General features: G+C 60.2%; 28 protein-coding genes, 1 tRNA gene and 1 pseudogene. 15 read left to right on the top strand and 15 right to left on the bottom strand.

The window, feature by feature from the left end:
* Nucleotides 1-14: 14 nt before the first annotated feature.
* From pheS to infC, 4 genes are all read right to left on the bottom strand, one after another.
* A complete protein-coding gene (gene pheS / locus ACD590_RS23755; protein ID WP_018447930.1) occupies nt 15-1,097 on the bottom strand; it encodes a phenylalanine--tRNA ligase subunit alpha in 1,083 nt (360 codons plus the stop codon).
* 150 nt (nt 1,098-1,247) lie between these two features.
* Nucleotides 1,248-1,652: a 50S ribosomal protein L20 gene (rplT, locus tag ACD590_RS23750; RefSeq protein ID WP_003544622.1), complete on the bottom strand. Its 405-nt coding sequence runs from the start codon at nt 1,650-1,652 to the stop codon at nt 1,248-1,250.
* 38 nt (nt 1,653-1,690) lie between these two features.
* Nucleotides 1,691-1,894 carry a 50S ribosomal protein L35 gene (gene rpmI, locus ACD590_RS23745; RefSeq protein ID WP_003570998.1) on the bottom strand — a complete coding sequence of 68 codons (204 nt, stop codon included), beginning with the start codon at nt 1,892-1,894 and terminating at the stop codon, nt 1,691-1,693.
* A gap of 325 nt (nt 1,895-2,219) precedes the next feature.
* Nucleotides 2,220-2,756: a translation initiation factor IF-3 gene (infC, locus tag ACD590_RS23740; protein ID WP_075225634.1), complete on the bottom strand. Its 537-nt coding sequence runs from the start codon at nt 2,754-2,756 to the stop codon at nt 2,220-2,222.
* Nucleotides 2,757-2,934: 178 nt separating this feature from the next.
* Between infC and ACD590_RS23735 the strand changes: the two genes are divergently transcribed.
* Nucleotides 2,935-3,774, top strand: coding sequence for an alpha/beta hydrolase (locus ACD590_RS23735; RefSeq protein WP_439003445.1), 840 nt, complete (start codon nt 2,935-2,937; stop codon nt 3,772-3,774).
* Nucleotides 3,775-3,939: 165 nt separating this feature from the next.
* The gene (locus tag ACD590_RS23730) at nt 3,940-4,539 is read left to right on the top strand and encodes a transglutaminase-like cysteine peptidase (protein ID WP_439003444.1); all 600 of its coding nucleotides are present in this window, start codon (nt 3,940-3,942) and stop codon (nt 4,537-4,539) included.
* A 251-nt stretch (nt 4,540-4,790) separates the two neighbouring features.
* Here ACD590_RS23730 and mbfA read toward each other — a convergent pair whose 3' ends face one another.
* Nucleotides 4,791-5,774: an iron exporter MbfA gene (gene mbfA / locus ACD590_RS23725; RefSeq protein ID WP_018447933.1), complete on the bottom strand. Its 984-nt coding sequence runs from the start codon at nt 5,772-5,774 to the stop codon at nt 4,791-4,793.
* A 184-nt stretch (nt 5,775-5,958) separates the two neighbouring features.
* Between mbfA and ACD590_RS23720 the strand changes: the two genes are divergently transcribed.
* Nucleotides 5,959-6,426 (top strand): group III truncated hemoglobin, encoded by a 468-nt coding sequence (locus ACD590_RS23720; protein ID WP_439003443.1) that lies wholly within the window; start codon nt 5,959-5,961, stop codon nt 6,424-6,426.
* Nucleotides 6,427-6,459: 33 nt separating this feature from the next.
* On the opposite strand, the gene ACD590_RS23715 is transcribed toward ACD590_RS23720, so the two are convergent.
* From ACD590_RS23715 to ACD590_RS23705, 3 genes are all read right to left on the bottom strand, one after another.
* The gene (locus tag ACD590_RS23715) at nt 6,460-7,371 is read right to left on the bottom strand and encodes an EamA family transporter (RefSeq protein WP_439003442.1); all 912 of its coding nucleotides are present in this window, start codon (nt 7,369-7,371) and stop codon (nt 6,460-6,462) included.
* Between the two features lie 72 nt (nt 7,372-7,443).
* Nucleotides 7,444-8,019: a recombination regulator RecX gene (gene recX, locus ACD590_RS23710; protein WP_131631003.1), complete on the bottom strand. Its 576-nt coding sequence runs from the start codon at nt 8,017-8,019 to the stop codon at nt 7,444-7,446.
* 9 nt (nt 8,020-8,028) lie between these two features.
* Complete coding sequence (locus ACD590_RS23705; RefSeq protein WP_131647417.1) at nt 8,029-9,054, bottom strand: histone deacetylase family protein; 1,026 nt, start codon at nt 9,052-9,054, stop codon at nt 8,029-8,031.
* A gap of 133 nt (nt 9,055-9,187) precedes the next feature.
* Between ACD590_RS23705 and ACD590_RS23700 the strand changes: the two genes are divergently transcribed.
* Nucleotides 9,188-9,799 carry an HAD family hydrolase gene (locus ACD590_RS23700; protein ID WP_439003441.1) on the top strand — a complete coding sequence of 204 codons (612 nt, stop codon included), beginning with the start codon at nt 9,188-9,190 and terminating at the stop codon, nt 9,797-9,799.
* 15 nt (nt 9,800-9,814) lie between these two features.
* On the opposite strand, the gene ACD590_RS23695 is transcribed toward ACD590_RS23700, so the two are convergent.
* Nucleotides 9,815-10,333, bottom strand: coding sequence for a GNAT family N-acetyltransferase (locus ACD590_RS23695; RefSeq protein ID WP_028731776.1), 519 nt, complete (start codon nt 10,331-10,333; stop codon nt 9,815-9,817).
* Nucleotides 10,334-10,357: 24 nt separating this feature from the next.
* A complete protein-coding gene (locus tag ACD590_RS23690; RefSeq protein WP_018447940.1) occupies nt 10,358-10,924 on the bottom strand; it encodes a helix-turn-helix domain-containing protein in 567 nt (188 codons plus the stop codon).
* Nucleotides 10,925-11,063: 139 nt separating this feature from the next.
* On the opposite strand from ACD590_RS23690, the gene tenA reads away from it, so the two are divergent.
* From tenA to ACD590_RS23670, 4 genes are all read left to right on the top strand, one after another.
* Nucleotides 11,064-11,762, top strand: coding sequence for a thiaminase II (tenA, locus tag ACD590_RS23685; RefSeq protein ID WP_018447941.1), 699 nt, complete (start codon nt 11,064-11,066; stop codon nt 11,760-11,762).
* A 75-nt stretch (nt 11,763-11,837) separates the two neighbouring features.
* Nucleotides 11,838-13,670, top strand: coding sequence for a translation elongation factor 4 (gene lepA, locus ACD590_RS23680; RefSeq protein WP_017962846.1), 1,833 nt, complete (start codon nt 11,838-11,840; stop codon nt 13,668-13,670).
* A 58-nt stretch (nt 13,671-13,728) separates the two neighbouring features.
* Nucleotides 13,729-13,959, top strand: coding sequence for a type II toxin-antitoxin system CcdA family antitoxin (locus tag ACD590_RS23675; RefSeq protein WP_028731777.1), 231 nt, complete (start codon nt 13,729-13,731; stop codon nt 13,957-13,959).
* Nucleotides 13,959-14,258: a CcdB family protein gene (locus tag ACD590_RS23670; RefSeq protein ID WP_028731778.1), complete on the top strand. Its 300-nt coding sequence runs from the start codon at nt 13,959-13,961 to the stop codon at nt 14,256-14,258. Before ACD590_RS23675 ends, ACD590_RS23670 begins: the two co-directional genes overlap by 1 nt.
* 3 nt (nt 14,259-14,261) lie before the next feature.
* Here the strand turns inward: ACD590_RS23670 and ACD590_RS23665 are convergent, their stop codons facing one another.
* From ACD590_RS23665 to ACD590_RS23655, 3 genes are all read right to left on the bottom strand, one after another.
* Complete coding sequence (locus tag ACD590_RS23665; RefSeq protein WP_028731779.1) at nt 14,262-14,714, bottom strand: GFA family protein; 453 nt, start codon at nt 14,712-14,714, stop codon at nt 14,262-14,264.
* 86 nt (nt 14,715-14,800) lie between these two features.
* Nucleotides 14,801-15,349, bottom strand: a complete 549-nt coding sequence (locus ACD590_RS23660; RefSeq protein ID WP_028731780.1) for a sugar O-acetyltransferase — start codon at nt 15,347-15,349, stop codon at nt 14,801-14,803.
* 11 nt (nt 15,350-15,360) lie between these two features.
* Nucleotides 15,361-16,137 (bottom strand): type 1 glutamine amidotransferase, encoded by a 777-nt coding sequence (locus ACD590_RS23655; protein ID WP_439003440.1) that lies wholly within the window; start codon nt 16,135-16,137, stop codon nt 15,361-15,363.
* Between the two features lie 204 nt (nt 16,138-16,341).
* Between ACD590_RS23655 and ACD590_RS23650 the strand changes: the two genes are divergently transcribed.
* A complete protein-coding gene (locus tag ACD590_RS23650) occupies nt 16,342-16,635 on the top strand; it encodes a SelT/SelW/SelH family protein (protein ID WP_003544579.1) in 294 nt (97 codons plus the stop codon).
* 9 nt (nt 16,636-16,644) lie between these two features.
* Here ACD590_RS23650 and ACD590_RS23645 read toward each other — a convergent pair whose 3' ends face one another.
* Nucleotides 16,645-17,064: a BA14K family protein gene (locus tag ACD590_RS23645; protein ID WP_028731782.1), complete on the bottom strand. Its 420-nt coding sequence runs from the start codon at nt 17,062-17,064 to the stop codon at nt 16,645-16,647.
* Between the two features lie 168 nt (nt 17,065-17,232).
* Between ACD590_RS23645 and ACD590_RS23640 the strand changes: the two genes are divergently transcribed.
* From ACD590_RS23640 to ACD590_RS23615, 6 genes are all read left to right on the top strand, one after another.
* Nucleotides 17,233-17,319 (top strand) — tRNA-Leu (locus tag ACD590_RS23640).
* Between the two features lie 194 nt (nt 17,320-17,513).
* The gene (locus ACD590_RS23635; protein ID WP_439003439.1) at nt 17,514-18,707 is read left to right on the top strand and encodes a tyrosine-type recombinase/integrase; all 1,194 of its coding nucleotides are present in this window, start codon (nt 17,514-17,516) and stop codon (nt 18,705-18,707) included.
* Nucleotides 18,708-18,789: 82 nt separating this feature from the next.
* The gene (locus ACD590_RS23630) at nt 18,790-19,851 is read left to right on the top strand and encodes a hypothetical protein (RefSeq protein WP_439003438.1); all 1,062 of its coding nucleotides are present in this window, start codon (nt 18,790-18,792) and stop codon (nt 19,849-19,851) included.
* Nucleotides 19,852-19,953: 102 nt separating this feature from the next.
* A complete protein-coding gene (locus ACD590_RS23625) occupies nt 19,954-20,160 on the top strand; it encodes a helix-turn-helix transcriptional regulator (RefSeq protein WP_439003437.1) in 207 nt (68 codons plus the stop codon).
* Nucleotides 20,161-20,643: a helix-turn-helix domain-containing protein gene (locus tag ACD590_RS23620; protein ID WP_439003436.1), complete on the top strand. Its 483-nt coding sequence runs from the start codon at nt 20,161-20,163 to the stop codon at nt 20,641-20,643.
* The gene (locus tag ACD590_RS23615) at nt 20,640-21,740 is read left to right on the top strand and encodes a tyrosine-type recombinase/integrase (protein WP_439003435.1); all 1,101 of its coding nucleotides are present in this window, start codon (nt 20,640-20,642) and stop codon (nt 21,738-21,740) included. Before ACD590_RS23620 ends, ACD590_RS23615 begins: the two co-directional genes overlap by 4 nt.
* Before the next feature lie 12 nt (nt 21,741-21,752).
* Here the strand turns inward: ACD590_RS23615 and ACD590_RS23610 are convergent.
* Nucleotides 21,753-21,935 (bottom strand): annotated as a pseudogene (locus ACD590_RS23610) (IS481 family transposase); the annotation flags it as partial.
* Nucleotides 21,936-23,013: the final 1,078 nt, after the last annotated feature.

The raw sequence follows: 23,013 nt of genomic DNA, 5'->3' as shown, positions 1-23,013 counted from the left end.
TCCCAATTCTCCGTTCAAGCGCTGAGGCCGCCGAACAGCGTCGGCATGTCGAGCGGGCGGAAGCCGTAATGCGTCATCCAGCGGACGTCGGCGTTGAAGAAGTCGCGCAGATCGGGCATGCCGTATTTCAGCATGGCGATGCGGTCGAGGCCCATGCCCCAGGCAAAACCCTGATATTCGTCCGGATCGAGCCCGCCGTAACGCAGCACGTTCGGGTGGACCATGCCGCAGCCGAGGATTTCCATCCAGTCGGTACCCTCGCCGAACTTGACGATCGGGCCGGAGCGGTCGCACTGGATATCGACCTCGAAAGAGGGCTCGGTGAAGGGGAAGAAGGACGGGCGAAAACGCATCGTCACGCTGTCGACCTCGAAGAAGGTCTTGCAGAATTCTTCCAGCACCCAGCGGAGGTTGGCGACATTGGCCTTCTTGTCGACGACCAGGCCTTCGACCTGATGGAACATCGGCGAATGCGTAGCGTCGCTGTCCTGGCGGTAGGTCTTGCCGGGAATGATGATGCGGATCGGCGGTGTCTGCGCCTCCATGGTGCGCACCTGCACCGGCGAGGTATGGGTGCGCAACACCTTGCGCTCGCCATTCTCATCCGGGTTGAAGAAGAAGGTGTCGTGCATCTCGCGGGCCGGATGGCCTTCGGGGAAATTCAGCGCGGTGAAATTGTAATAATCGGTCTCGATGTCGGGACCTTCGGCGATCGAGAAGCCCATGTCGGCGAAGATCGCGGTGATCTCGTCGACGATCTGGCTGATCGGATGGATACGGCCGCGCTCGGCCGGCGAAGAGCGCACCGGCAGGCTGACGTCGACCGTCTCGGCCTTCAGCCGCGTATCGATCGCCGCTTGCCGCAGCGTCGCCTTGCGGGCGCCAAGCGCCTCGGTCACTGCATTCTTCAGAACGTTGATCGCAGCGCCCTTGCTCTGGCGCTCTTCCGGCGTCATGGCGCCGAGCGTCTTCAACAGTTCGGAGACGGAGCCCTTCTTGCCGAGGGCGGAAACGCGCACGGCTTCCAAGGCCGTTTCGTCATCGGCGGCGGCGATTTCGGCGAGCAGCGATGTGTTGAGCTGGTCGATATCTGACATTGTCACTTCTTTCCGTCCAGTATCAGGCGGGCGATCGGGAGGCAGGCGGCGCCGGCCGGCGCCAGGAATATAAAGAAAGAAAAACCCGCGCTAGCCCAAACCAGCGCGGGTTTCCCAAAATCATAAATTCAAAAGCTTGGGAAGCGCTGGTTACTTGACCGCGCCTTCAAACTCGTTCGCCGTGCCGGCTTCCTTGAGGTATTCAAGAGCCTTCTTGGCAGCGCTGACCAGCGCGCCGAATGCTTCCGGCTCGTGGATCGCCATGTCGGAGAGAACCTTGCGGTCGACTTCGATGCCAGCCTTGTTCAGGCCGTCGATGAAGCGGCCGTAGGTCAGGCCGAATTCACGCACAGCGGCGTTGATGCGCTGGATCCAAAGCGCGCGGAAGTTGCGCTTGTTGACCTTGCGGTCGCGGTAAGCGTACTGCTTCGAACGATCGACAGCAGCCTTGGCGGTACGGATGGTGTTCTTGCGGCGGCCGTAAAAGCCCTTTGCTGCCTTCAGAACCTTCTTGTGCTTGGCATGAGAGGTGACGCCTCTTTTTACACGTGCCATATCATGATCTCCTTAAATCTAGCGTTCGCGGACGAGTCTCAGAGACCGTTCGGCAGGTAATTCTTGATAACCTTGCGGCCATCCGGTTCTGCGAGAACCATGGTGCCACGTGCATCGCGAATGAACTTGTTGGTACGCTTGATCATGCCATGGCGCTTGCCAGCAGCGGCAGCCTTGACCTTGCCGGTTGCGGTGATCTTGAACCGCTTCTTGGCAGAGGACTTCGTCTTCATCTTGGGCATTTTGCTACTCCTTCTGTCCTCCCTGCGCGCTTTATCAAAAAAGCCCTCCTGCGAAGTCCGGTTCTCCGGCCGTCGCAACAAGGTGCGGGAGCGTTTGTTGTTGATCTGCGGCATCGGCGACGAACCGTTCCGCAAGCATTCGAAACTGCCACGGCATGCCCTGCCGGTCAGTTCGGACGCGCGCTTATAACCGCGGCGTCATGAAAGTGCAACGGGGCGGCGGAGGAATCTTCGCTCACCCGAAAACACAATGGCGCAAAGCAGAATGGCAGAAAGCACAAAAGCCGCCCTTGCGGACGGCCTTGGGCGAAAAACTGCCTGGCGCTTACTTCGGCGCCAGCACCATCATCATCTGGCGGCCTTCGAGCTTCGGTTCGGCTTCGACCTTGGCGAACTCGATCGTATCAGCCTTGACCTGCTGCAGCAGCTTCATGCCGAGTTCCTGGTGGGCCATTTCACGGCCGCGGAACTTCAGCGTCACCTTGACCTTGTCGCCTTCGTCGAAGAAGCGACCCATCGCCTTCATCTTCACCTCATAATCATGGGTGTCGATGTTCGGGCGCATCTTGATTTCTTTGACTTCGACGATCTTCTGCTTCTTGCGCGCCTCGGCAGCCTTCTTCTGGTTAGCATATTTCAGCTTGCCCAGATCGAGGATCTTGCACACCGGCGGTTCGACATTGGGGGAAATTTCGACGAGATCGAGGCCGGCTTCTTCCGCCATTCTCAAGGCCTGGTCGGTAGGCACGACGCCCATATTCTCACCGTCAGCCCCGATCAGCTGAACTTTGGGAATGCGGATTTCACGGTTCGAGCGCGGTCCGTCCTTCACGGGCGCGTCGGTTTTAAAAGGTCTGCGAATGGTCGTATTCTCCTCGCGTTGTTTCGGAACGTTGCAGCATCGCGCTCCCAATCAGGGGTGCACAAACGTGTCGCGTCATCGCTGCAACGGAGTCAATATCATCCTTTAGCGGAAAAATCACCCGCTGTCAGCCTGCCAAGAATCTGTTTTATAGGCCAAAACAACAGGAGTTTCGCCGATGTCCGATCAGTTGTCCAATGCCCAGCCGCAGTTCCTGACGGTCGGCGAGGGTGAGGCGGCGCGTGAGATCGCCATGCTTGTCCGCCCGGCGCAGGCCGGCAATGGCGCACCGGCACTCGTCTGGTTGTCCGGCTACCGCTCCGACATGAGCGGCACCAAGGCAGTGGAACTCGACGGGCTGGCGGCGGAACTTGGCGCCGCCTGCATCCGCCTCGATTATTCCGGCCACGGACTTTCCGGCGGCAGCTTCGGCGACGGCACGATCTCGCGCTGGCTGGAGGAGGCGCTTGCCGTCATCCGCCATGTCGCGCCCGAACGCGTGATCCTCGTCGGCTCGTCGATGGGCGGCTGGATCGCGCTCAGGCTGGCGCAGGAGCTTGCGCGGCAGGGCGGCCCAAAGCTCGAAGGCCCAAAACTCGAAGGCATGGTGCTGATCGCGCCCGCACCCGATTTCACCTCGGAGCTGATCGAGCCGAACCTGAAGGCCAAGGAGCGCAAATCGCTGGCCGAGCGCGGCTATTTCGAAGAGCGCTCGCAATATAGTCCCGAACCGAACATCTATACGCGGGCGCTGATCGAGGATGGCCGCGAGAATCGGGTACTCGACGGCATCATCGAAACAGGCTGCCCGGTGCATATCCTCCAGGGCATGAAAGACGCTGATGTGCCGCATGCGCATGCGATGAAACTGGTCGAACATCTTCCCGCCGACGACGTGGTGCTGACCTTCATCCGCGACGGCGACCACCGCCTTTCCCGCCCTGGCGATATCGCGCTGCTCTTGAGCGCCGTCAGAGGCATCATCCGTTCATCAACAAATAGGCAGATGCCCGCTTGAATGGCATCGGCGAATAAATTCGCCTGATACAGGTCCCCAAGCCGTTGCATTTTAACCATGTCGGCGAGTCGCAAGGTCCTACCAAGAAGTAACGATTGACTCTTTCCGGCCCTCTCCATTAACACTTTGTTAATAAATAAGGGGCGATGCAAGGAAAGAGCGGGCGTGCGGATCAAGGGTATTTTTGTGGCCATGATGGCCGTGTTTGCGATGGCAACGGCCGCCATACCGGCCCCAAGCAGAAATGCTTCAATGGTAACGGGCAATGCCACCTCACAGCCGATCGGCCACTACGATTTCTGTCAGATCCACCGCAATGAATGTGGCGCAAACCGCAACGCAGGCCCGGTCGCCATGAACCCGGGGAAGTGGTCGCTCGTCCGTTTGGTCAACGCCACGGTCAATCGCACCATCACGCCGATGACCGACAAGGAAATCTACGGCAAGGATGAGGTCTGGGCCTATCCGACCACCGCCGGTGACTGTGAGGATTTCGCTCTGCTGAAGCGCCGCATGCTGATCCAGCGCGGCTTTTCGGCGGCCGACCTGCTGATAACCGTCGTGCGCAAGCCGGATGGCGAAGGCCATGCGGTGCTGACGCTGCGCACTGCAGAGGGCGATTTCGTGCTCGACAACCTCGCCTCCGACGTCAAGCCGTGGTTTGCGACGCCCTATTCCTTCGTCAAGCGCCAGTCGAGCTACAATGCCGGCCGCTGGGTCACCATCGAGAACGGCCGCGACGTCCTGGTCGGCGCTCTGCGGTAAGGCTTGCAATAGAGAATGTGGAAAGGCCGGCGATTTGCCGGCCTTTTTGTTTTGTGGGTGATGGTTCTCCCTTTCCTTATGCGGAGAGGAGCGGGCTGCCGCTGGCCGGCGCTGAGCGCAAGCGAAGGGCACGGACCGCTTTTGATGCCGAGTATGACGCACCGTCTCCCGGCCCTTCGCTTTTGGCTCAGGGCGTTCGTTGCTGCAATCGATTCATTGGATCGATTGCTCGGGCTATTCCCGACCGCAACTCACCCATTCCCGATCAGGATGCCGGCGCCGAGCACCAGGCTGCCGCCGAGCACCACCTGGAAGGCGGCGCGCAGGAAGGGGGTTTCCATGTAGCGGTTCTGGATGAAGGCGATTGCCCAGAGCTCGAAGAAGACAACGACGGCAGCGGTGATCGTCGCCGTCCAGAAATGCGGGATCAGATAGGGCAGTGCGTGGCCGAGACCGCCGAGCGCCGTCATGATGCCGCAGGCAAGGCCACGCTTGACCGGCGAGCCTCTGCCGGAGATCTTGCCGTCGTCATGGGCGGCTTCGGTGAAGCCCATCGAAATGCCGGCGCCGACGGAGGCCGAAAGGCCGACGAGGAAGGTCTGCCAGGTATCCTGCGTGGCGAAGGCGGCGGCGAAGATCGGCGCCAGCGTCGAGACCGAGCCATCCATCAGCCCGGCAAGGCCAGGCTGCACATAGGTCAGCACGAATTGCCGGCGCACCGTCTCGTCCTCGTCGTGCTTGACGTCTTCGGGCGTATGTTTGTCGCCCAGCATGCGGGCAATATCTTCATGCCCCTGTTCGGCGAGGGCGAGATCACCGAGAAGCTGGCGCGTCGAGGCGTCCGAGGTCCGCTTTGCCGCCTCGACATAGAAGCGATAGGCCTGCTCCTCCATCGCCTCGGATTCCCTGCGCATCGCATCCAGCGAAAGGTTTGCCCTGAGCCAGTCCGGCTTGCGCTCGTAGAAGCCCTCCACATGCTCGCGCCGGATCAACGGAATGCGTTCACCGAAACGCTGGCGATGGATCTCGATCAACGACTTGCGATGCGTATCCTCGACCTCGGCCATGTCCTCGAAGACCTTGGCCGAGGCCGGAAATTCGCGGCGCAGTCTGTCGGCATAGGCAAGATAGATGCGGGCATCGTCTTCCTCGGAGGCGATCCCAAGGGCAAGGATCTCCTGCTCGGACAGCGACTCGAAAGATCGTTTCGAGGATCTGAAAAACCGCGCCAGCATGATCTTCTCCAATTTTTAGAATTATTCTAAATCTAAAGAACGCGGCGATGGCGGTCAAGTGCGTGAGGCAATTCAAAGTGCTACAGCGCTGACAGATTGCCGCAAGCGGCACGGACGACTTTGGTGCGCTGGCATAAACACCTATATGAAAGGGCGCCGCATCACGCGGCGCCGGGGTTTTGGAATGGACAATGACATTCAGGGCCGCCCTGCTCATGTCGCGGCGATCCGCGAAAGGGCGGAGGCCGAGATGCGGGATATGGGCGTCGACGCGGCCTTCATCGACAGGCTGGTCGAGACCTTTTACGGGCGCGTGTTAACGCATCCCGATCTCGGCCCGGTGTTCGACGCCAAGCTGGCCGGCCGCTGGCCGGAGCATATGGCGAAAATGAAGGGCTTCTGGTCGGCTGTCGCCTTCCGCAGCGGCGCCTATGGCGGCAAGCCGGTGCAGGCGCATACTCATGTGGCAAACCTGACACCGGATCTCTTTCCGAAGTGGCTGTCGCTGTTTGCCGCAACACTCGACGACATCGCCCCGTCGCCGGAGGCCAAGACCTGGTTCATGGCGACGGCGGAACGGATCGCCAAGAGCCTGGTGCTGTCGCTGTTCTACAATCCGGCTCTCGACGATCCCAAGCGCAAACCCGCCTGATCCAAATTAACGAAATAGCGCAGGCATTCAGCTCTAAGTCTTCGCCGCCGAGGCGGTGGCGCCGGCGCTGGCCGCCACCACGAGCGCCGTACCCAGTATCTGCAGCGCGGTCATCGGCTGGGCGAGGATCAGAAAGCCGGCGAGCGCGCCGATCGCCGGTTCGAGGCTCATCAGGATGCCGAAGGATGCCGACGGCATGCGCCGCAGCGCCACCATTTCCAGCGCATAGGGCAAGAGCGGCACGAGGATGGCAAGGCCGAGAACCTCGACCAGTCCCTTCAGCGTGAAGGCGCCCCCTGTCTCGGCAAGGCCGAAGGGGGTCGCGACGAGGCCGGCAACGATCAGCGACATCGAGAGGCCTTCCAGACCCTTGAAGGCAGCGCCGACTTTCTTCGTCAGTAGGATATAGACCGCCCATCCCACAGCCGAGCCGAGAGCGAAGAGGACGCCCGGAAGATTGCCGACCCAGCCTTCGCCGTCATGGGCGAGGAAGAGAATGCCGGCCGCAGCGATCAACGGCCAGGCGAGCCGCCAGGTCAGGCCATAGCCGAAGACGGCGACCGAGAGCGGCCCGAGGAAATCGATGGCGATCGCCAGGCCGAGCGGCAGCCGCTGGATCGCCGCGAAGAAGCAGAGCGTCATGGCGGCCGTCGTCGTGCCGAGCAGCAATGTCGCCCGCCATTGGGCGCCGCTATAACGCAGCACCGAAGGCCTGACGACGACGGCAAGGATGATCGCCGCGAAAGCAAGCCGCAGCCAGGTGGCGCCGGCAACGCCATAGGTCGCAATGGCTGACGAAGACAGTGCTGCGCCGAACTGGATCGAAGACATCGACATCAGGCACATCGCGACACCGGCCGCCAAGCCACCCGAACTCGGCGATACGCCCGGCTGCGCAATCAAGGCTGCGCCGTCTGTCCCGGTCTCGATATTCTTGATGTCCATGTGGCCCCCGATCCTGGCGCGGTTCTAGGCCGAAGACGGGTGAGAACCAAATTCAAACTTTTCATGCCGGGATCAAGAGCGCTGATGCTGAGGCGCCAAAGATCGGCCAGCAAGGATGACCTCTTCGGCGTCTTCAAAGCTCATGTCGAAGACCTTCCTGCCGATGTCGAAGCTGAAGCCGTTGCGGGCGAAAGCCGAAAGCTCTTTCGCCTTTCGCTTTTCGTCGAGCTCGACCCGGCGGAAGGGGCCGAAGGCGCGTTTGCGGGCAAAGATCGCTGCGGCATAGAGATCGTCAGCCTCCTCAAGTGCCACTTCGACCTTGTCGCTGGAGACGCCCTTGGCAGCAAGCTTCTGGGCGATCGCGCGCTTCGATTTACCGCCGCGCACGGCCGAGCGCGTGCTGATCTCCGCATAGGCGCTATCGTCGAGCACCTTATTGTCATAGGCAAATTTGACGGCGAAATCGGCAACGGCCTTGAGTTGCGCCGCGCTGATATCCTCGAATTTCTCCTTCGCCTTGCGGGCAATGGCGTCAAACAGCTGCTTTTCCGTCATCATCCGCCGCTCGAGGCGATAGACGGTGGAGTTGCGCGCCCAGCTCAGCATGCGGGGTGTCGGAATGTCGGAGGGAACGGTCTCGTCGGTCATCGGCAGAGATCAGGCTTCCAGGCCCTTGAGGACATTGGCGACGTTGAGGCCGATCTCCGGCACACCGTAGCCGCCCTCCATGCAGGCGAGCACCGGCAGGCCGGCGGCTGATATCATCGCGCCCATGCGGGTGAAATCGTCGGAGGTGAGGCTGAAGAAGGAGATCGGATCGCGCTCGAAAGTGTCGACGCCGAGTGCCACGACGATCGCCTCGGCGCCGAAGGTCTTGATGCGGGTGAGCGCATCGGCAAGGGCCGAAGACCAGACATCCCAAGGCGTGCCCGGGAGCATCGGATAGTTGCGGTTGCTACCTTCGCCCTCCCCCTCGCCTTCCTCGTCGGCATGGCCGAGGAAATAGGGAAAGGCATGCATCGGATCGCCATGCAGCGAGGCGGTGAAGACATCGCCTCTGTGATAGAAAAGATCCTGCGTGCCGTTGCCGTGGTGGAAATCGACATCCAGCACCGCGACTTTTCTCGCACCATGGTCGAGCAGCCGCTGCGCCGCGACACCTGAATTGTTGATGAAGCAATAACCGCCGAAGAGATCGATGCCGGCATGGTGGCCGGGCGGGCGGCAGAGCGCGAAGGCGAAACGATTGCCGGCATTCAGCCAATCGGCGCCTGTGATCGCGCAGCGCATGGAGGCGATCGCCGCCTCGTAGGAGCCCTTGGTGATCGAGGTATCGGCGGCATTGGCGTAATGGCCGATCGCGCCGACGATATTGTTGGGCACGCGCTGGCTGGTACGGCGAACGGCGAAGGAATTGGCGATCGCCTCGCCGGTGAAACCGGCCGCCACCCAGCGGTCCCAGACGGTGGCAAGAAAATCCAGATAGGCGGGATCATGCACCTCTAGCGCCGTTTCCAATCCATGCGCATCAGGCGCCACCACGTCGGTAAAGCCCACCTCCTTGACCGCCGCCAGGATCCATTCGGCGCGAAACGGCGCCTCGAAGGGCGTCACCAGTTGGCCGGCATGCAGCTCGGTCCTGGCATCGCGCAGCTTGTGGTCTTCGGAATAGATGACGCGCATTTCAGATCCTGCCCTTGATTGACGATGGAGATTTACACGGCTCGGCCGCGACAAAAAAGTGGCGCGCCGTCTTGAACGTCCAGGCGGATGACGCCACCTTCGCCGGTGTTTTGAGAACGAGGAAATATTCCGCATGAAAGTGCTGATGGTCGATGTCGACGGCGTACTCATTCATGGTCGCCCCGCCGACGGCCTGCCTCACTTCACCTATCTGGAACGCGACCTCGGTCTGCGGGTCGACCTGCTGCAGCAGGAATTCTTCCAGACCCACTGGCGCGATATCATCGTCGGCCGCGAGACGCTGGAGCCGAGGCTCGCCGGCGTTCTGGCAAAGATTGCGCCCCACCTCAGCGCCGAAACACTGATCGACTACTGGTTCGAAAACGATTCCCGTCTCGACCGCAATCTGCTCGAAGAACTCGCTGCTCTCAGGCAAAGCGGCATCACTCTCTTGCTGGCGACCAACCAGGAGCATAGGCGGGCACGCTACCTGATGGAGCAGATCGGCCTTAGCGCACATTTCGACGACATCATCTATTCCGCAGCACTCGGACACAACAAGCCTTCTCCCGATTTCTTCCGGCTGGCGACCGAGCGGGCCGGCGTGCTGCCCGGCGACATCGCCTTCATCGACGATATGGCCGAAAACATCGAAGCGGCGCGACAGTTCGGCTGGAATGCGGTGCAATGGACGGCGGGCACGACGCTTGGCGGCGCGCTTCCGGTCTTCGCCAGGCCGGCATGAGCGGGGCCGGCGCAATCAGGTAAGCCGCTTGTAGAACAGGGTGGTGGCGCAGAAGCCGCCTTCCGGCCACAGCGCGTAATTGGGGATGACACCGACACGCTGCCAGCCCAGGCGCGGATAGATCGCCTCGGCATCGCTGCCGGTTGCCGTGTCGAGCACGAGCAGGGTCTTGCCGCGGCTTGCCGCCTCACGCTCGGCGGCATCCATCAGCAGCCGGGCGAGCCCCTTGCCGCGGGCGGAGCGATGCACCAGCAGCTTCTTCAGGTCGCCGCGATGCGGCTGGTTCGGCATCTGTGCGGCGCCCACCTGGACGGTGCCGACGATCCTGCCGTCGAGTTCGGCAACCAGCAGCAGATTGCCGCCGGTGGCAACGGCATCGGCGACATCACGCCAATAGGGCTCGGCATCTTCAGGCCCATAGGGCTGCATGAAGCCGACGGAGGCGCCGCCCGCCACGCAATCGACAAGCACTTGCGAAAGGGCCGGAATGGCGGCGCGGGCCTCCTCGGCGGAAAGGGTACGAATAGCAGGCATGCTGTTCTCCTGAAATGAATACTGTTATCGGCCGCCGCGATCGAGCACGACGCAATAGCGTGCGGGCGCGTTGCCGGGATTGTGGAAGACGTGACCCTCGCCGACCGGCATGAAGAGGCAATCGCCCGGCCGCAGCCGGTAGACGATCTCAGCCGCCGTCATCTCCAGTTCGCCGTCGAACAGCCAGATATGCTGCGTCATGCCATGGGCGCTCGCATGCGGGGGGAAGCTGACGCGGGCGCCGGCCGGGAATTCAACCTCGACGATATCGACATCGGAGGCGGTGCCCGGGGGTGAAACAGACCGTCTGATATAACCGGTCTCCGGATCGCGCCAGACCTGCTGTTCCTGCCTCCGGGCGAGCGGCGAGGCCTGCCCCTCTTCCGCGAAGAAGGCCGACAGCGACAGGCCGAGCGCGGCGCAGATCCTTGCCAGCAGCGAGGCGGTCGGGCTCGCCTCCGCCCGCTCAATACGCGAGATCATCGCCCGGCTGACGCCGGAGGCCGCAGCAAGATCATCGAGCGTCAGAGCCTTTTCCTGCCGCAGCGTGCGGATGCGGATGCCGATCGCCTGTTCGAGTTCCGGTTCCATTTTCCAGCCCCGTGATTCCACTATAAGAGAAATACATTATCTGATGATGGAATCAAGTGTCTACGAAAAGCGGCCAAAACGCGGCTTGCTTTCGCCGCTGCGCCGTCCATATATGGCGGCGTAATCCGAGGAGAGAGTGATGGACGGCAGCATGCAGAGCACGGAAACGACGGAAAGCTTCACGGCTGCCGCCTGGGACAGGATCGCGCCGATCATGGCTGAAATCGAGGCGTTGCCGCTGCTGCAGCGCCTTTCGGACGGCACGCTGCCGCCCGAGGTTTTCCGGCACTACATCCTGCAGGATGCGCTCTACCTCAAGCATTATGCGCGATGCCTGGCGATCGTTGCGGCCAAGGCGCCCGACAATGCGCAGGTCCTGCGTTTTCTCGGTTCGGCGCAGAAGGCGATCACCGTCGAACAGGGCCTGCATGCCGGCTTCCTCACCCAGTTCGGCATCACCTCCGCCGATGTTACATCAGCCGAGCCCTCGCCTGCCGGCTTTGCCTATACGAACTTCCTGCTTGCCACCGCCTATCACAGCTCCTACGCGGTGGCGCTGTCCGCCATCCTTCCCTGCTTCTGGATCTACTGGCATGTCGGCGAAGCGATCAAGAACCGGCCTGTTATCGAGGGCAATGCCTTCCAGGCCTGGATCAACACCTATGGCGATCCGCAATTTGCCGCCGGTGCCCGCGAAGTGATCGCGCTGACCGACATTGCCGCCCGCGCCGCATCGCCGGTGGAACGGGCGCAAATGACCGATGTCTTCGTGCGCGCCTCGCAATATGAATGGATGTTCTGGGATTCGGCCTGGCGGCTGGAGACGTGGCCGGTCTGATAGGCGCCGACACAGGACGAAATAGCGTAAACAGCGGGATAATTACCGCTTTGCGGCAGGGGGCGGCGCTGCTATATGGCGCGCATGAGCACCAATTCCACCACTCCGCTGTCCCATATCCGCAACTTTTCGATCGTGGCCCATATCGACCACGGCAAATCGACGCTGGCCGACCGCCTGATCCAGACGACGGGCGGCCTTGCCGAGCGCGAAATGTCCGAGCAGGTGCTCGACAATATGGATATCGAGCGCGAGCGCGGCATCACCATCAAGGCCCAGACCGTGCGCCTGCACTACCAGGCTAATAACGGCGAGAAATACATTCTCAACCTGATCGACACGCCCGGCCACGTCGACTTCGCCTATGAAGTCTCGCGGTCGCTGTCGGCCTGCGAGGGTTCGCTGCTTGTCGTCGATGCCAGCCAGGGCGTCGAAGCGCAGACACTCGCCAACGTCTACCAGGCGATCGACAACAATCACGAGATCGTCACCGTCCTCAACAAGATCGACCTGCCGGCCGCCGAACCCGACCGCATCAAGGAGCAGATCGAGGAAGTGATCGGCATCGACGCTTCGGAGGCGGTGCTGATTTCGGCAAAGACCGGCCTTGGCATTCCCGACGTGCTGGAGGCGATCGTCCACAAGCTGCCGGCGCCGAAGAGCCCGGGCGGCGAAAAGGCGCCGCTGAAGGCGCTGCTGGTCGACAGCTGGTACGACGCCTATCTCGGCGTCATGGTTCTGGTCCGCGTCATCGACGGCGTGCTGACCAAGGGCCAGACGGTGCGGATGATGGGCACCGATGCGAAATACCAGGTGGAGCGCGTCGGCGTGCTGACGCCGAAGATGGTCAATATCGACCGCCTCGGCCCCGGCGAGATCGGCTTCATCACCGCCTCGATCAAGGAAGTGGCCGATACCCGCGTCGGCGACACGATCACCGAAGACAAGCGGCCGACGGCCCAGGCGCTGCCGGGCTTCAAGCCGGCCCAGCCGGTGGTGTTCTGTGGCCTCTTCCCGGTCGATGCCGCCGATTTCGAGGATCTGCGCGCCGCCATGGGCAAGCTTCGCCTCAACGACGCCTCCTTCTCCTTCGAAATGGAATCATCGGCGGCACTCGGCTTCGGTTTCCGCTGCGGCTTCCTCGGCCTGCTGCATCTCGAAATCATCCAGGAACGGCTGGAGCGCGAGTTCGACCTCGACCTCATCGCCACCGCACCCTCCGTCGTCTACAAGATGTACATGACCGACGGCACGGAGCGTGAGCTGCACAATCCGGCCGACATGCCAGATGTCGTCAAGATCTCGGAAATCCACGAGCCGTGGATCCGCGCGACGATCCTGACGCCCGACGACTATCTCGGCAGTATCCTGAAGCTCTGCCAGGACCGGCGCGGCATCCAGATCGAACTCACCTATGTCGGCACGCGCGCGATGCTGACCTACGACCTGCCTCTCAACGAAGTCGTGTTCGATTTCTACGACCGGCTGAAGTCGATCTCGAAGGGCTATGCCTCCTTCGACTACACGCTGACCGACCACCGCGAGGGCAACCTCGTAAAGATGTCGATCCTCGTCAACGGCGAACCGGTCGACGCGCTGTCGATGATGGTGCACCGGACGGCTGCCGAAAAGCGCGGCCGCGACATGTGTGAGAAGCTCAAGGAGCTGATCCCGAAGCACATGTTCAAGATCCCGATCCAGGCCGCGATCGGCGGCAACGTCATTGCCCGCGAGACGATCTCGGCGCTGCGCAAGGACGTCACCGCGAAATGCTACGGCGGCGACGCCACCCGCAAGCGCAAGCTGCTCGACAAGCAGAAGGCCGGCAAGAAGCGCATGCGCCAGTTCGGCAAGGTGGAGATCCCCCAGGAAGCCTTCATCGCCGCGCTGAAGATGGGCGACGAATAACGCTTCTCAACGGTATCTTATGCGCATACGATGTGCGCATAAGATTGCGGAGATCGTTATGGCTCAGCAGACGAGAAAAGCAGCGAACCTTTCTCTTGATGAAGGTCTCGTTTCCCAGGCGCGCGAGCTCAAGATCAACATATCCCGGGCGGCGGAAGATGGTATCGCACAGGCCATAAAGGCGGAGCGCGAGCGGCTTTGGCGTATCGAGAACGCCGAGGCTATTGCCGCTTCCAATGCCTATGTCGAAAAGCACGGTCTGCCGTTTCAGAAATATCGACAGTTCTGATGGCTCGGTTTCATGTTTACAATCTCATGCATACCGACGCGCTTGCCCTCGATCTGCAGTTCGACTTGCTTGGTGAGCTGACAACGCGGACCCTGGCGCCGATGCTTCCATTGCAAGCGCTTCCCAAAATCATGCGTCAGCTCAATCCACAATTCGTGATCAATGACCTGCCCTATGTGATGGCTACCCAATTCACCGGCGCAATTTCCGTAAAGGAGATTGGAGGCGTGGTGGCGGATCTTACCGCCGACAGTGATCGAATTATCGCCGCCGTCGATTTTCTCTTCCAGGGTTTCTGAGCCTCATCCCCTGCCCATATATTCCTTCACCAGCCCCTCATAGGCGTCCATTTCGGGCAGCGCCGCGTAGCTGTACACCGCCCCGGTCTCGGCGAAGGACAGCTTCTCGCTTGTCCAGGTTTCGATGAAGGGCGTGAACCAGCTCGGATCGTCGAGCATGGTCGCGCGCAGATTGACGAACCAGTCCATGCCTTCCGGCCGGGTGAACATCCAGCTCATGCAATGCGGGCAGAAATAATGCTTCGTGACGCCATGCAGGCCGCCGATCACCGGTTCGCCTTGCGTCACCTCGAAGCCTTCGCTTGGGATGGCCGCACTCAGCGAATAGGCGCTTGATGTCATCTTCTGGCACCCCGTGCAATGGCAGGCCATGGTGAGCAGCGGCGGAGCGCTGATCTTCAATCGCACCCGGCCGCAACGGCAGCCACCCTCCATCGGTAAATTCAGTTCGTTCATGCTTCCCTCCCGTTTTGCCCTCTGATCTAGCGGAATGATCGCCGCTGTCGAGATGGCGAGGGGCCATCACGGGATAGGAGCCGGCGTTAGCGGATGCGGGCCGGATTGCCGACTACGGTTGCGCCGGCCGGCACATCCCTGGTGACCACCGCACCGGCGCCGACAATCGCACCGTCGCCGATGGTGACGCCGCCGAGGATGATGGCGCTGCCACCGATCCAGACGTCGTTGCCGATGGTGACTGGCCGAGCGATCTCGATGCCCATGCTGCGAAGCGCCGGCTCCTTGTGATGCTCGGCGCAATAGATCTGCACCCCCGGGCCGAACATGCTGCGATCACCGATCGTCACCCGGCCGGAATCGAGGATGGTGCAGCCGGCATTGAAATAGACGCGTTCGCCGAGAGTGATGTTGATGCCGTAGGAGCAGTGAAACGGTGCTTCGATGAAGACATTGAGTGCTGCCTGCGCAAAGAGTGCCCTCAGGGCCGGCGCCATCGCGCCGCGCTCATCCGGCGGCAGCGTGTTGTGCGCATGGACGACCATGCGCGCCTGCCGGCGCAAGAGATCGAGCTCGTCATCGAGGCAGCAATACCATTCGCCTGCCGCCATCTTTTCGCGTTCACTGGCCGCCATCGCATCACCCCTCACGCCGAGGCCTGCGACAGCATTTCGACCTCTTCCCGTTCGATCAGGCTGACCCAGGCGCGCGCAATGGCAAGGCCCGCGGCATCGGCGGCTCCGCCATGCCTTGCCGCCAGCTCTGCATGGTTCTCCAGCCAGCCCGGCGCAATACGCGCGATCGTGTCGGGAAATTCGGCCTTCCATTGCTCGACGACGTCCGAATTGGCCTCGAAATGGAACTGGGTGCCATAGACGGCGCGACCGATGCGGAAGGCCTGGTTCTCGGCGACGGGGCTCGAGGCGAGACGCACCGCGCCCTCAGGCAGGGAAAACGTGTCGGCATGCCATTCGAAGATGGTGAACTCGCCGCCAAGCGCCGACAGCAGCGGATCGGCCCGGCCATCGACGGTGACGCCGATCCGGTGCCAGCCGAATTCGCGAGCGATCCCTAAGTGATTGTTGGCGCCATAAGCGCGGGCGAGAATCTGGCTGCCGAGGCAGATGCCGAGCACGGCCTTGCCGGCATCGCCGAAGCGGCGCGTGAGCCGGGCGAGCTCCGGCAGATAGGGATGGGTTTCGTCATCCAGCGCGCTCTGCTCGCCGCCGAGAACGACCAGCGCGTCATGGCCCGATATATCCAGCGGCAGGATGCCGTCCTGCCACACCCGGAACCACTCGATCTCCGCTCCCGCCTCGTCGAGCGCTGCGGCAAGCGCGCCGAGGCCGGTATTTCGCATATTTTCGATGACTGCGACGCGCATGGGCTCTTCCTGGTATGGCCGACCATCGGAAGAGACCATGGCGGAGGACGGCGCGCAAGACGCCAGAACAGGATTCAGGCTTTAGGCCGGTTCGGCCCAAAATCTGAATCCTGTTCTTAATTAAATAGTTGGAGCATGATGTCGCCCGAAAACCGCTCACACTTTTCGGCATCATGCTCTAGCGAGGGCGATTGCGCGCACGCGCCACAGGGCTTAAATCTCAACAAACGAAAGGACATCGCCATGACCGAAAAAGCCCGCGTCACGATCCTCTACTGCACCCAGTGCAACTGGCTGCTGCGCGCCAGCTGGATGGCGCAGGAGCTTCTGCACACCTTTTCCGACAGCCTCGGTGAAGTGGCGCTGATCCCCGCCACCGGCGGCAATTTCGAGATCCGCGTCAATGGCGATCTGATCTGGGAGCGCAAGCGCGACGGCGGCTTTCCCGGGCCGAAGGAGCTGAAGCAGCGGGTCCGCGACATCGTCGAGCCCGGCCGAGATCTCGGCCATGTCGACCGCGCCTCGCTCGAAAGCTAATCACGACGATCAGCGATAGGGCGAGCGGCAGGTCTTGTAGATGCCCTCATAGGTGAGGAACCGATCCGTCCGCGGATTGTAGGAGCGGTACTCGTTGCTGCACCAGGCGGCATGGCTGTTCATGTCGCGCGCCTTCGGCTGCACCCTTTGCACCGGCGGCGGATCATAGGTCAGCTGCGGCGGCCCGGCAGCGCCCGGCCGGTAATAGGTCGGCCCCGCGCCGCGCGGGCGGTAGTTCGGCTGGACATAGGCGGGGCGATGCCATTGCTGCGGCCCGAACCCGAAGCAGCCGCGAAAATCGCAAAGCGTCGAGCCGGTATTGAGCGGCCCGACCCCGGGCTTGCCCAGCTTCAGCGAATCGGCCCCGGCGACGGCGGGTGACAAAACGGCCAAGAGACCGGCGAGCAGAAGCGTGCGGGGAGCAAGCATGATGCATTCCTTTCGATATTTCCTCTATATAGGGCGTGCCAACCGGAGCGCTATGCCCACCCTTCGGCGCTCCCTCGCATGTGATCGGCCGCTTTTTCGCCAACTGTCAGAAAAACTTCAAAAACCCAGTTGACAGTCAGGGGCCACCCCCTTACATCGCTCTCCGTCGCCCAGATGGCGGAATTGGTAGACGCGCCAGCTTCAGGTGCTGGTACCCGAAAGGGTGTGGAGGTTCGAGTCCTCTTCTGGGCACCAAATTCCCGTTTCAGACTGTCCTAGATGGTCCAGAAGCAAAGCAAAAAGCCCGGTTTTCCGGGTTTTTTTGTTCTCTGGCGTCCGGTGACGTCCCGTTGCATCCGAGAATATTGTTGGTAGCATCGTTGGTGCTTGGCAGGAAATGCCAACAGCGGATTGGCCCGATGCCAACAGATTTTCGGCTGGATACCAACATGGCGCTCACAGATACCGCCTTAAAGGCTCTGAAACCAACAGAAAAGCCAACAAAATACAGTGATGGCGGCGGACTGCACATTCTGGTGTCCCCGCGAGGTTCAAAGCTGTGGCGGTTGTCCTATCGCTTCGATGGCAAACAGCAGACTATGGCTCTGGGAGCCTATCCGGCAATCTCGCTTGCCGATGCCCGTCGGCAGCGAGACATTGCCAAGGCGCTATTGGCCAAGGGGATTAACCCTTCGCAGCATGCGAAGCTGGAGCGTATCGCGAAACAGGCCAGCAATGCTGTGACCTTCAAGGCCGTGGCGGACGAATACCTGTTGAAGATCGCGAAAGAGGGCAAAGCGGACACGACCCGCAACAAGAAGGAATGGCTGCTAGGCCTTGCCCTGCCCGACATTGGTTCGCGTCCAATATCCGAAATCACCGCTGCCGAAATCCTTGTTCCGTTGCGAAAAATTGAAGCCAAGGGAAACTATGAGACCGCGCGGCGCGTTCGTTCGACCGTCGGGCAGATTTTCCGTTACGCCATTGCCACGGCCCGCACGGACAACGATCCGACTTTCGGCCTGAAGGGCGCGTTGACGGCACCGGTTGTCTCACACCGGGCCGCTGTTACCGGCAAAAAAGCGTTTGGTGGCTTACTACGAGCGATCTGGGCTTATGAAGGCATGCCAGAAACGCGTATGGCCCTTCAGTTGATGGCGCTGCTTTATCCCCGACCCGGCGAGCTTCGCCAAGCGGAATGGAGTGAAATCGATTTCGACAAGGCAATCTGGACGCTGCCGGCTTCACGCATGAAGATGCGCCGTCACCATCGCAAGCCGCTTTCGGCGCACGCTTTGGCGATTCTCGAAGAACTTCGCACCCTGACCGGCGACGGGAAGCTGTTGTTCCCCGCCGTGACGTCTCGCACCCGCACCATGAGCGAAAACACCATGAACAGCGCCCTGCGACGCATGGGCTTCACCCCAGAGGAGGCGACGTCCCACGGTTTCCGGGCAAGCGCTTCGTCCCTGCTGAACGAAAGCCGCAAGTGGTCGCCCGATGCGATCGAAGCGGAACTGGCCCATGTCGGCGCTGATGAGGTTCGCAAAGCCTATCATCGGGCGCTCTATTGGGAAGAGCGTGTGAAGATGGCGGACTGGTGGGCTTCGGAAATGATCAAGATGAAGTCACTGGTGGATTAGAGGCAAGAGACTGGAACCGCCCCTTCTTTTCTCATTGCCGTCGAGTCTATGATCCGGCAGCGATAGCGGGGCGAAATCGGCAATGCCAAAGCTCGAACCATTGTGGGCACTAGACCCTATTCAGTTTCTGGTCTTTGACCGTTACCCCATCTTGCGTTTCGGGGCTCGCTCCGAAAACGTCGGGAAGACCTATGATCCGGATTTTGAGGAGAAGCGGAAAGCTGCTGACGCTGAAGCCGCATCTTTCCGCGAAGAGCTGGCGCAGCTTTCCCCGGCAGAATTAAAAGCGCGGATTGCCGAAGCACGCGAGCGCGCATCCGAAATCACTGTCGCTGTAAAAAAGCGGCAAGAGAACGAGCGCTTTTACAATCAGCCGACAAGCACCGCCGATTTCCAATACTGGGCGAAATTGTCCTTTTGGTCGCTCGAAGAGATTGTAGCGCTTTCCCTTGGAAAGGATCCTCGAAGGGTCAATTGGCAAACCATCGGCTCCTTTTATTCGGAATCCGATTTCGTCCGCCGATACGAACAACATCGCACCATTGTCACCCGTGCGAAAGCGATGGGTCAATTATGGGATAAGACCATTCCATCCATAGTAGTCGCCTGGGCTCGCCGAATGCGATTCGAAATTCCAGAACAGCTTGCGACCGAAATCGAAGCGCTAGGCGTCCAAATTTCCGATTGGAAAAGCCTTTTCGATCAGAAACAGAAAGCGCTTTCGGACCTACAAGCAATTCTCGCCAAGGAACGAGAAGACCGGCTGCAAGCGATGAAGGGCAACTCTAAGTACCTCGACGAATATTCGGCAAAAACCAAAAGCATGATCGCCGAATACCAAACGATCGTCGAGATCCTGAAAGCGAAGAATGCTGAACTCGTTGAGACCGTGAGCCAACGCCAAAAAAGCAATAGCCGCACAAGCCAACCGGAGATAGGGACCCGTGAGCGGGATAGCCTTCTGAAGCTGGTAGTCACCATGGCGATCAAGAAATACCACTACCGCCCGGAGATGGCGAAAAACAGCGCCGTGGCAAATATCGCAACAGCCCTTCGCGAACTCGGCATACCTCTGGACGAAGACACCATCCGAAAATATCTCAACGAAGCCAAAGCCCTGCTTCCCGGTCACGTAACCGAGTAACTCCGCCCAAAACCGAATTCGGTTTTGCGTAAACCGAATTCGGCCAACGTCCTTATCGGCCAATCTAGAACCATCTCAGTTCAACCAAGACGAGGTGGCACCATGCCGAACAACACCAATTTCCCCACAACCGGCTTTGTCCGGCTTTCCGCGATCATCGCGCCGAACGGACCGATCCCCGTCAGCAAGTCCACTTGGTGGGCCGGCATCAAGGATGGGCGGTTTCCGAAGCCGGTGAAGCTTGGCCCGCGCATCACGGCGTGGCGGGTGGAGGACATTCGATCGTTGATTGACGACGGGGGTCGGTAAATGGCCGGGCGCCGCCCGAACCGGCGGGCGATCAAGCGGCATTACAGCTACACAGTGGAAGAAGCGGCAAAAGTGCTTGGCGTAGCGAAGGGCAGCGTCCGGCGGTGGCTGAAGGCAGGATTGCAACATATCGCCGACCAACGGCCCTTCTTGATCCTGGGCGGCGATTTGCGCGACTTCCTAGCCAAGCGAGACAAGCCGAAGCAGCGTTGCGCGCTCCACGAATTCTTCTGCTTCCGTTGTCGGGAACCAAGACCCGCTGCCGGCGGGCTGATCGACTACACCCCACGAACAGCACTCAGCGGACAGCTTAGCGCGATCTGCGAAGCCTGCGAGACGATCACGCACAAGAACTTCAGCGCGTCCAAATTGCCCCTTCTGGAGCGCCAAGCAGCGGTTTCATTTCCCCAAGGTCATCCACGCCTAAACGAGATGGGCAATCCCCGTTGCAATGATCACTTCGAGAAGGGACTGGAGCCATGAAAAAACACCACCCGAAAAACGAGCGCATCAAGCGCCATTATTTCGATTATCTAAAGGAAGCCAAGCGCATAGATGTGAGCAGCGTGGATCTTGTCGCGGCAACAATCGCCGGTTTCGAGCAATGGTCGAACTATCGCGATTTCGCCAAGTTCCATATCGAGCAGGCCAAGGGCTTCAAGGCTCACCTGGGGCGACAGCGCAACGCCAAGACCGGCAGGGCGCTTTCCAAGGCAACGGTCCATTCGCGGCTGATGGCGCTCAAGGCCTTCTTCTTCTGGCTTGCCGGACAGCCGGGCTACAAGTCGCGGATTTCTTATGCGGATGCGGACTATTTCAATCCGAGCGCCAATGACAGCAGGATTGCGACGGCGCGGCGCGACAAGAAGGTGCCGACGATCGATCACATCAAACGGGTGCTTTCGCTGATGCCGGCCGGCAGCGACGTCGAGCAGCGGGACCGGGCGATTATCGCCTTCACGCTTTTGACCGGCGCGCGGGACAATGCCGTAGCGTCGTTTAGTCTAAAGCATGTCGATCTTACCGCTCGAAGTGTGTTTCAGGATGCCCGCGAGGTCCGGACCAAGAACCGTAAGAGCTTCACCACCTTCTTTTTTCCCGTTGGCGAAGACGTCGAAGCGATCCTTGCCGACTGGATCGATCACCTCAAAGTCAAATTGTGGTTCGGCCCGGATGATCCGTTGTTTCCGGCAACAAGAGTCGCGCTTACCAACGCCGGCCTGTTCAGCGCCGCCGGCCTTTCGCGCGACCATTGGAAAAACGCGTCTGCCATCCGGCGCATTTTCAAGACAGCCTTCGAGGCGGCGGGCCTGCCCTATGCCAACCCGCATAGCTTGCGGGATACGCTAGCCATGCTCGGAGAACAGCGCTGCCGATCGGCGGAACAGTTTAAGGCATGGAGCCAGAACCTGGGCCATGAGCAGGTACTGACGACGTTCACCAGTTACGGCACCGTCGCGACCAACCGGCAGGCGGAAATCATCGCCGGATTGAAGGCGGAAACGACCGGCGCTAGCGAGTCGAGTGATGAAATGGAACAACTTGTCGCGCTTGTGGAGCGAATGCGGAAGAAAGGTTGATATGGAAATCGCGGAGTGCGGTTCTTTCGGCCCGGTCGGCAGATCAGCCAACGACGTCCGCTTCTTCCATTTGGCAACGGTCTTCTGATTGATCCCGTACCGCTTCGAAAGAGCTCTCAGGCTCTCTTGACTATTTTGTATTGCTCGACGGGTTGCCTCTGTCGTTGTGGCGCTGCCGTGTAGAACCTGGCCCATAGTGAATCTCCCCAGACTGCGAGAAGATTGCATCATCAAAGTCCGAGATCAAACAGCTAGACACCCACGGCTTCAGCCTCGAATCCGATCGAAAGCGCTGCTGATCCCGCTTGCCTGAAATGGAGAGCCGGGCCGAAATGTCGGGCTCTCTCACGCATCAATACTCGATTGGGCCAAAAAAATAGCTGATTGCTGCCAGCGCACAAAGGCTGATACGGTAGCGGATCAGAGTATGCGATGCAGCCCGCCTATGATCCGGTATACCTTGCAAGCCGTTATCTCTCCAAGGAACGGACAGTCCAAGCAAACCGCGCACTGGGTTGGTCGCTGCAAACCCGCCAAGCGGGGTCGCATCGCATGGAGGGCGGTGGCGATAGGGTGCGGACTTCAGCCGCATTAAAGACGGATGGAATTGCAGCCGGTGCTATTGAGCCATGGCAGGCAACGAATGCTCGCCGCTCGCCCTTCGTATCAGCTCGAACTCCACCGGTAACAGCCAGGATAGCCGGAACATTGCAGTAAGTGCCTCTTGTGCATGAGCGTTTGACAGGGGCCTCCTACAGCTGCGGACTCAGCAGCAAGCAACCGAATTCGCATGAAGTTGAGATCGTCGATCCGCCGACAGTATCATCTATTCTCTACTCCAAGTCGCAGTCCATTTTTACCCTAACGTAATATTATTACTGTCACAGTTATTTGAAGATGAGATAGAGTAATCAATTTAGAAATGCGACACCATACTATTAGTATTAGTGATTTTACAAGATTTTTATTCAAAGAGTACACTGACGCGGGTCGCCGGCTGGGGTGGAGCTGGTTATCGCCTTGTCGGTCAAGGATACCAGGCGGATCTTGCCGCGGGCGACGATTGAGGTCGACATGTCGAGGATGATTAGGAATGATTGGGCGCTGCGCCGCAATTTCTCTTGAGATTCTATAAGTTAACTTTGCGAGCGAACTAATCCAAAGGTATTGCCGATACCATAGTGCAATAGAGTTCGATACCACAGTGCAATAGAATTAATGTTGCCGACGGTAGATCCTTGTCTCACATCCGAATGATCGGATAGAGATAGGA

This window comes from Rhizobium sp. 862_C5_N1_2, from assembly GCF_051811205.1.
GTDB classification, from domain to species: domain Bacteria; phylum Pseudomonadota; class Alphaproteobacteria; order Rhizobiales; family Rhizobiaceae; genus Rhizobium; species Rhizobium leguminosarum.
This window is presented reverse-complemented; position numbering and strand designations above follow the sequence as displayed.